Genomic DNA, 8,257 nt, shown 5'->3' with positions numbered 1-8,257 from the left:
GTCCCGGGCCGGACGCCACGGCCGGCCAGACGTGACCGGGGTCGGCCGCGGGGTCGCTCCCGGTGGGATCGCCGGGAAAGGTCGGCGTCCTGGACCTGCACTTCCGGTTCGGCCCCGACGGGCGGACGGTCCTGGCCGATCGCTACCAGAAGTCTCCTTTACAGGTGATGCGTCCGCTGTACGTCGACCCGGGACTGCCGCACGTGCCGGTCACGTATCTCATGTCCACCGGCGGGGGAGTGGTCGGCGGCGACAGGCTGGACATCGACGTCGAACTCGCCGACCGGTCCCATGCGCTGATCACCACCCAGGCCGCCACAAGGATCCACCGCATGGACGCGGGGTACGCGACCCAGGACGTCACGCTGACGCTGGGCGCCGGGGCGGTGTGCGAGTGGGTTCCCGACCCCCTCATCCCGTACGCCGGGAGCCGGTTCCAGCAGACCCTGCGGGCGACGGTCCCCGAGGACGCGGTGCTGGTGGTCTCCGACGTCCTCACCGCAGGCCGGGTGGCCCGCGGTGAGCGGTGGGCGGTGGACGCGCTGGTCTCGCGGGTCGAGATCGCCCGTCCCGACGGCACCCCGGTGGTGGTGGACGCCACCCGGATGGTCGGGGGGTTCGACGACGACCTGGTCACCGGCGGATCCGATGCCATCGGCACCCTGTTCGTCCTGGCGCCGGGGCCGGCGACGGACCTGGCGGACCCGATGCGGGCGGCTGTCGACTCCTCGGCCGCCGTGCGCCGAGGTGAGGTCCGCGGTGGTGTGAGCACCCTGCCCGAGGGGTGCGGGGCGTGGCTCCGGGCTGTCGGCGACACCCCGGAGGCGGTCGAGGACGTGATGCGCGCGGCGTGGTCCGCCGCGCGTCGGCACGTCCTGGGGGCGTCGGCGCCCGATCTACGCAAGGGTTGAGAAACGCAGGGTTCACTGAAGGTGGACTTGGGCAACACGTACGAAACACAGGGGAACCGTGCGGCTCACATGGAACTCATAACTTTGGTTTCACCGAGCGTCGATCCCCGAGAAGCGGGGGCCATCGACCGCCCGCCCACGGCAAGGAAAAACCCGCGTGAATCCCATCTCCAGACGCACCGTCGCCGCCGCCGCACTGGTGGTCCTCGGGGCCGGCGCTCTCACCGCTTGTGGTAACCGGACCTCGGACACCGCCGCAGCCTCCGCAGAATCGTGTGTGGACACCTCCGGTGACACCATCAAGATCGGGTCGCTGCACTCGCTCTCGGGCACCATGGCGATCTCCGAGAGGACGGTACGCGACTCGGTCGAGCTCGCCGTGGAGCAGATCAACGCCGACGGCGGCGTGATGGGCAAGCAGATCGAGACGGTGGTCGAGGACGGGGCATCCGACCCGGCCGTCTTCGCCGAGAAGGCCCAGAAGCTCATCACCAGCGACTGCGTGGCCGCGATCTTCGGCGGCTGGACGTCGTCCTCCCGCAAGGCCATGCTCCCGGTCGTCGAGGACGCCAACGCGCTGCTGTACTACCCCGTCCAGTACGAGGGCCTGGAAGCGTCTCCGAACATCTTCTACACCGGCGCCACGACCAACCAGCAGATCGTCCCCGGCCTCGAGTACCTCAAGGAGCAGGGCGTGGAGTCGATGTACCTGGTCGGCTCGGACTACGTGTTCCCCCAGACGGCCAACCGGGTCATCAAGGCGTGGGCGGAGGCGAACGACGTCGAGATCGTCGGCGAGGACTACACGCCGCTCGGCTCCACCGACTTCTCCACGATCGTCAACAAGGTGCGCACCGCCGATCCGGACGCGGTCTTCAACACCCTCAACGGCGACTCCAACGTCGCGTTCTTCCGCGAGTACACCAACGCCGGCCTCACCGCCGAGAACACCCCGGTGATCAGCGTGTCGATCGCGGAGGAAGAGGTGCAGGGCATCGGCGCGGCCAATATCGAGGGCCAGCTCACGTCGTGGAACTACTACCAGACCATCGACAGCCCGGAGAACACCTCGTTCGTCGAGGCGTTCAAGGCCAAGTACGGCGAGGACAGGGTCACCTCCGACCCGATGGAGGCGGCGTACACCTCGCTGTTCCTGTGGAAGAACACCGTCGAGAAGGCGGGCAGCTTCGACGTCGCCGAGATCCAGGAGAACGCCGGCGGGGTGAGCTTCGACGCCCCGGAGGGCACCGTGACGATCAACGGGGACAACAACCACATCTCCAAGACGGCGCTCGTCGGGGAGATCCGCCCCGACGGCTTGATCTACGAGGTGTGGAGTTCGGGCGAGCCCATCGAACCGGACCCCTTCCTCGAGGGCTACGACTGGGCCGGAGACCTGTCCGGTAACTGACCTGGTCACTAGTCCACCACCCCCCGCGGCGGCCCCGGCGACTTGGGCCGCCGCGGGGGGTGAATGCAGGAGAAAGGAGCCGGTGTGGACGTCATCATCGGTCAACTCGCGACAGGATTGAGCATCGGTTCCATCCTTCTGCTCGCCGCGCTCGGACTGTCCCTGACCTTCGGGCAGATGGGCGTCATCAACATGGCGCACGGCGAGTTCATCATGGCCGGGTGCTACACGGCCTACGTCATCCAGCAGTTCGTCGCCGCCTCCGGGGCGGGTCTGGCGATCTCCCTGGTGGCAGGCTTCGTGGTGGGCGGGATCCTCGGGGTGATCCTCGAGGTGCTGCTCATCAGACGGTTGTACGCCCGACCGCTCGACACGCTGCTCGTGACCTTCGGCGTCGGGCTGATCCTCCAGCAGGTCGCGCGCGACATCTGGGGCGCGCCCGCCGTCAACGTCGAGGTGCCCGAGTTCCTGCGCGGAAACATGGTCCTGCTCGGGGCGTCCGTCCCGTACACCCGCGTCTTCATCTTCCTCCTGGCCGTCGCGTGTGTCGCCGCACTGATGGCCGCGATGCGGTTCACCCCGATGGGGCGTCGCATCCGGGCGGTCACACTCAACCGTGATCTCGCCGAGAGTTCCGGGATCAACTCCCGCCGCAGCGACCTGACCACGTTCTTCATCGGGTCCGGACTGGCCGGCGTGGCGGGCGTGGCGTTGACCCTGATCGGGTCGACGAGCCCCACCATCGGGCAGTCGTACCTCATCGACGCCTTCCTCGTGGTGGTCGTCGGGGGCCTCGGTCAGCTGCGGGGCGCGGTCATCGCCGCCTTCGCCCTGGGGATCCTCAACTCGTTCTTCGAATACTCCACGACCGCGTCCGTGGCGAAGGTGCTCGTCTTCGTGACGATCATCGTCTTCCTCCAGATCCGCCCGCAGGGGCTGTTCGCCGTCAAGACCAGGAGCCTGGCATGACCGACACCGCCACCATCGGCACCACCGCCGGGGGCCCGGCCGATCCCGCGGCGGGACGTCGGTTCCGTCCGCCTCGTCTACCTCTGCCCGGTGCGCTGACCACCGAGGGAGAACGTCCCCGCTGGGTGTTCTGGGCGGCGCTCGCCGTCGCCGCGATCCTCATCTTCGGCGTCGCCCCACTTTTGCTCAGCGAGTTCCGACTCAACCTGTTGGCCAAGTTCTTCTGCTTCGGCATCGTCGCCAGCGGCATCGGGCTGGCGTGGGGGCGGGGCGGGATGCTCACCCTGGGCCAGGGCGTCTACTTCGGCGTCGGCGCGTACGCCATGGCGATGTACCTCAAGCTCGCCGACGCCCGCGATCGCGGTGGGCCCGACGCCCTGCCGGACTTCATGCAGATCGCCGGGATGCGGTCGCTGCCCGGGTACTGGGAGCCGTTCGCCTCGCCGGTGTTCGCCCTCGCGGTGATCCTGCTCCTGCCGCCCCTGCTGGCCTTCGGGTTCGGATACCTGGTGTTCAACCGCAAGGTCAAGGGCGCCTACTTCGCGATCCTGTCCCAGGCACTCGCGGCAGCCGCCGCGATCTTCCTGGTCAGCCGCCCCGAGCTCGGCGGCTCCAACGGCCTCAACCGGTTCACCGGCTTCTTCGGCTTCGCCCTGTCGGACCCGGCGAACCGTCAGATGTTGTACTTCATCACCGGTGGCGCGCTCATCGGGGTGGTGTTGCTGGTCCGGCAGTTCATGCAGTCGCGCTTCGGTGAGCTGCTCGTCGCCGTCCGCGACCAGGAGGAGCGGGTCAGGTTCCTGGGCTACGACCCCGCCCTGGTCAAATCCCTGGCCTACGCGGTCGCCGCCTTCGCGGCCGGGATCGCCGGTGCGCTGTTCGTCCCGATCGTCGGGATCATCTCGCCCTCGGCGATCGGCATCGCCCCGTCGATCGCGTTCCTCATCGGTGTCGCGATCGGTGGCCGGGCCACGTTGCTCGGCCCGGTCCTCGGGGCGATCGGTGTGGCCTGGGCGCAGACGACCTTCTCCGAGGCCTACCCGTCGCAGTGGACCTACCTGCAGGGCGTGCTCTTCATCGTCGTCGTGGGCTTCCTGCCCGGCGGCCTGGCCAGCCTGTTCGTCATCCGCCGGCGTCGCGCATCCACCGAGTCGGGCCGCGCGACCCCCGCCGGCACCGGATCCACCACCACAGAGGAGACCTCATGACCCCCACGGCTGTGGCCACCGGCGCGCGGACGGGACGGACCTACCTGGAGGTCCGCGGTCTCACCGTGACGTTCGACGGCTTCCGCGCGGTCGACGGTGTGGACCTGACCCTGATCCAGGGTGATCTCAAGTTCCTCATCGGGCCCAACGGAGCGGGCAAGACCACTGTCGTCGACGCGATCACCGGACTCGTCCCGGCGACGGGGACGGTCGACAAGACCGGGCAGCCGGTCCTGGGGATGAAGACGCACAAGATCGCCCGCATGGGGATCGGCCGGACCTTCCAGACGGCCAGCATCTTCGAGGACCTCACCGTGGAGCAGAACCTGGACATCGCGGCCGGCTCCGGTCGGGGATGGCTGACCCTGCTCCGCCGCCGCCGGGGACGCGCGACGGTGGTCGCCGAGGCCCTGGAGACGATCGGCCTCGAGCACCTGGCCAGCACAAAAGCCGGGGTGTTGGCCCACGGGCAGAAGCAGTGGCTGGAGATCGGCATGCTGCTCGTCCAGGATTCCGATGTGATGCTCCTCGACGAGCCCGTCGCAGGCATGGGGGCGGAGGAGCGCAAGGCCACCGGCGAACTGCTGAGGCGCATCGCCGCCGAACGCACGGTGGTGGTGGTGGAGCACGACATGGACTTCATGCGCGACTTCGCCACCTCGGTCACCGTCCTGGCGGCCGGGAAGGTCCTCGCCGAGGGCACGGTGGCCGAGATCCAGGCCGACCCCAATGTCCAGCAGGTGTACCTGGGCACCGCGGCCGCCACCGGCACCGAACTGGAAACCGGCACCGAACCCGAGAGGGAGTCAGACCGATGAGCGCACTACTGCAGATGTCGGGCGTCTGCGCCGGGTACGGCGGGTCCGAGGTGCTCCACGGGGTGGACCTGGAGGTCCCCGCCGGGGGCGTGGCCGCGGTGCTCGGGCACAACGGCGCGGGCAAGACGACCCTGCTGCGGGCGGCCGTCGGCCTGCTGCCGTGCAAGGCCGGTCGGATCACCTTCGACGGCCGGGACATCACCGGACTCAAGCCCCACGCCCGCGTGGCGATGGGCATCGGGTACGTACCCCAGGGCCAGCAGTCGTTCACGCAGCTCACGACCGCCGAGAACCTGAGGGTCGTGGCTGACGGCCGCAAGCGGGGCAAGGCGCTCATCGACGAGTCCCTGGACCTGTTCCCCGCGTTGAAGGACCTGCTGGACCGGAAGGCCGGGCTGCTCTCGGGCGGGCAGCGCCAGCAGTTGGCCATCGCGCGGGCGCTCATCACCGAACCGCGACTGCTGGTGCTGGACGAGCCGACCGAGGGTATCCAGCCCAATGTCGTTGCCGAGATCGAGCGGATCATCGTGGACCTGGCGTCCCGTGGTGATCTGTCGGTGCTGTTGGTCGAGCAGCACGTCGGGTTCTCGCTGCGGGCCTCGGACGTCTTCTACGTGGTGGAGTCGGGGCGGGTGACCCACTCGGGCGCCTCCGACGACACCGCCGCCCACGAGGTCACCGAGGCGCTGGCGATCTGATCCGGGCGGGCCCGTCTCACGCGGGCGCGGGCCGGGCCAGGCCCCCCGCGAGCCAGTCCACGAGGTCGGCCACGTACTCCCGGTGGGGTGGGGCGGAGTCCGGGGGATCGCAGGCCCGCACCGCGAGTTCGGCGGTGAGCATCACGATGAGCTGCCGGACCCGGTGGCCGGCGAGGTCCCGTCCGCAGCGGGCGGTGGCGGCGGACACGAGCATCTCGAGCTGGTCATGCAGTGCGGTGCCGGCGACCGGTCGGTCGGTCAGGGTGCGGTCGACCTCGGCGAGCGCCCCGACCTGGGCGATCACCCGGAGGGTGCACCGGCCCTCGTCGTCGTCCAGCAGGTCCGCCAGCGGCGACACCACCGCCCGGACGATCTCCGCCAGGTCGGGGGCCGATGACGGGGCCGACGACGCCCACCTCTGCAGATCGGCCCGACGTTCGTCCTCCATGCGCAGGACCCCGCGGAGCAGAACGTCCTCCAGCAGGCCCATGCGACCGCCGAAGTGATAGTTGATCGCCGAGTCGTTGCCCTGGCCGGCGTCGCCGACGATGTCGCGGATCCGCGCCGTGCGCCACCCGTCGGAGGCGAAGCGCCGCAGTCCGGCCTGGTACAGGGCCTCTCGGGTGGCGGACGAGCGGGGCCGGGGTGACAGGGAGGTGGAGCGGGGCACCCGCCCGAGTCTAGATCGCCTCTTCCGCTTTTTTAACAGGGAGTGTTAACTGGGTCCATGACCCGCACCGCGCCGCCCGAATCAACACCGCCCGAGTCAGCACCGCCCAGGCCCGGCTTCGATCCGTTCGACCGCGCGCACCTGGCAGATCCGTATCCCGCCTACCGGTGGCTGCGCGAGACCGACCCGGTCCACCACCACCGTGGGGACGGCACCGAGGCGCACCCCGACTTCTGGGCGCTGTCGCGCTACGCCGACGTGGACGCCGCTGTCTGTGACCCGGAGGCGTTCTCCTCGGCCAGTGGCCTGACCTTCTACCGGGACGAGATCGAGACGCTGGGGCTGGCCCCGACCATCGTCATGATGGACCCCCCGGAGCACACCGCGAAGCGGCGATTGCTGGCCAAGGCGTTCTCGCCCAGGCGCGTCGCCGAGACCGAGCCGCTCATCCGCGACTTCGCCCGTGGGCGACTGGCGGAGCTGGCCGGGAAGGACGACGACGACGAGGTGGTCGACCTGCACCGCGAGTTCAGTGCGCAGATCCCCACGCATCTGCTTGCGCACCTGTTCGACCTGCCGGCCGCGGACAGGCCGAGGTTCGGCCCGTGGGTCAGCGCGCTGACGACCCTGCAGGAGGAGGGGTTCCGCCCGGCGGGGCTCGAGGGAGGGGCGGCCACCGCGGTGGCGGAGATGTTCGGATACTTCGGTGAGCTCATCACCGAGCGGCGCGCGGCCCCGGGCGGGGACCTCATCTCGGCGCTGACGCAGGCCGAGGTCGACGGGGAGCGGCTGGACGACTGGGACATCCTCGGGTTCTGCTTCGTGATCGTCGCCGGAGGCAACGACACCACCGGCAACCTCATCTCGCACACCGTCTCGCTCCTGGACGCCCATCCGCAGCAGAGGGGCCTGGTCGTGGCGGACCCGGGACTGATCCCCGGCGCGCTGACCGAATGCTTGCGCTTCGAGTCCAGCGTGCAGGCGCTCGCGCGGACGACCACGCGCGAGGTGACCGTGGGCGGGGTGACGATCCCCGCGGGGGAGAAGGTGATGATGCTCTACGGTTCGGCCAACCGCGACGAGCGCGAGTTCGGACCCACCGCCGAGGAGCTCGACATCCGCCGTGAGACCACCGGGCACCTGGGGTTCGCCCGCGGCCCTCACTTCTGCATCGGCTCGCACTTCGCGCGGCTCCAGGCGCGGATCGCCGTCGAGGAGCTCTACGCGGCCCACCCGTCCGTCACGGTGGACCGGGGCGGGGCCGTGAGGGCGCTCTCTCCGTTCACCAGAGGGTTCCATTCGCTGCCCGCGACGGGGTTCGCCGTTGCGCCGAGCTGACCCGCTCGCCGCGATCATGTCCGCGAGCGCGTCTCGCGACGGGGTTCCGGACAGGGTGTCACGGGTGGGAGGCGGGGTGGGATCCGGGGTTGATCGGCGGTGAGAACCCGCCGCCACAGTGCTCACATAAGAGTAAGGTCACCACGTATAGGCGGATGCGCCGTCTCGGGTGGGTCCGCACACTGCTGCACGAGGACTCATCATGGGAACTTCACACGCCACCCCGTCCGGTCC

The 8,257-nt window shown here is 69.6% G+C and carries 8 protein-coding genes; 7 read left to right on the top strand and 1 reads right to left on the bottom strand.

All coding sequences use genetic code 11. The features are described 5' to 3' along the window. The first annotated feature begins 62 nt into the window (after window positions 1-62). From IY392_RS16255 to urtE, 6 genes are all read left to right on the top strand, one after another. Entirely contained in the window at window positions 63-911 is an 849-nt protein-coding gene (locus IY392_RS16255; RefSeq protein ID WP_194861783.1) for an urease accessory protein UreD, read from the top strand. A 157-nt stretch (window positions 912-1,068) separates the two neighbouring features. Next, on the top strand, window positions 1,069-2,322 hold the full coding sequence (gene urtA / locus IY392_RS16250; RefSeq protein WP_107757185.1) for an urea ABC transporter substrate-binding protein: 1,254 nt from the start codon (window positions 1,069-1,071) through the stop codon (window positions 2,320-2,322). Window positions 2,323-2,406: 84 nt separating this feature from the next. Then, complete coding sequence (gene urtB, locus IY392_RS16245) at window positions 2,407-3,291, top strand: urea ABC transporter permease subunit UrtB (RefSeq protein ID WP_182612849.1); 885 nt, start codon at window positions 2,407-2,409, stop codon at window positions 3,289-3,291. Beyond that, the gene (urtC, locus tag IY392_RS16240; RefSeq protein ID WP_228549527.1) at window positions 3,288-4,499 is read left to right on the top strand and encodes an urea ABC transporter permease subunit UrtC; all 1,212 of its coding nucleotides are present in this window, start codon (window positions 3,288-3,290) and stop codon (window positions 4,497-4,499) included. The genes urtB and urtC overlap by 4 nt, the downstream gene beginning before the upstream one ends. After that, window positions 4,496-5,317 (top strand): urea ABC transporter ATP-binding protein UrtD, encoded by an 822-nt coding sequence (gene urtD / locus IY392_RS16235; RefSeq protein WP_194861782.1) that lies wholly within the window; start codon window positions 4,496-4,498, stop codon window positions 5,315-5,317. The genes urtC and urtD overlap by 4 nt, the downstream gene beginning before the upstream one ends. Further along, complete coding sequence (gene urtE / locus IY392_RS16230; protein WP_194861781.1) at window positions 5,314-6,015, top strand: urea ABC transporter ATP-binding subunit UrtE; 702 nt, start codon at window positions 5,314-5,316, stop codon at window positions 6,013-6,015. The genes urtD and urtE overlap by 4 nt, the downstream gene beginning before the upstream one ends. Before the next feature lie 16 nt (window positions 6,016-6,031). On the opposite strand, the gene IY392_RS16225 is transcribed toward urtE, so the two are convergent. Then, complete coding sequence (locus IY392_RS16225) at window positions 6,032-6,685, bottom strand: TetR/AcrR family transcriptional regulator (protein ID WP_194861780.1); 654 nt, start codon at window positions 6,683-6,685, stop codon at window positions 6,032-6,034. Between the two features lie 57 nt (window positions 6,686-6,742). Between IY392_RS16225 and IY392_RS16220 the strand changes: the two genes are divergently transcribed. After that, window positions 6,743-8,023 carry a cytochrome P450 gene (locus tag IY392_RS16220; RefSeq protein ID WP_194861779.1) on the top strand — a complete coding sequence of 427 codons (1,281 nt, stop codon included), beginning with the start codon at window positions 6,743-6,745 and terminating at the stop codon, window positions 8,021-8,023. Window positions 8,024-8,257: the final 234 nt, after the last annotated feature.

Source organism: Dietzia sp. SYD-A1 (genome assembly GCF_015356725.1).
In the GTDB taxonomy this organism is placed as follows: domain Bacteria; phylum Actinomycetota; class Actinomycetes; order Mycobacteriales; family Mycobacteriaceae; genus Dietzia.
The sequence above is the reverse complement of the archived record's forward strand: the minus strand, read 5'-3'. Positions and strand labels throughout refer to the sequence as shown.

Excerpts from the sequence above, each read along its gene's own strand:
- urtD (WP_194861782.1), top strand. The coding sequence starts at position 4,496 with ATGACCCCCACGGCTGTGGCCACCGGCGCGCGGACGGGACGGACCTAC.
- urtC (WP_228549527.1), top strand. The coding sequence starts at position 3,288 with ATGACCGACACCGCCACCATCGGCACCACCGCCGGGGGCCCGGCCGAT.
- IY392_RS16220 (WP_194861779.1), top strand. The coding sequence starts at position 6,743 with ATGACCCGCACCGCGCCGCCCGAATCAACACCGCCCGAGTCAGCACCG.
- urtE (WP_194861781.1), top strand. The coding sequence starts at position 5,314 with ATGAGCGCACTACTGCAGATGTCGGGCGTCTGCGCCGGGTACGGCGGG.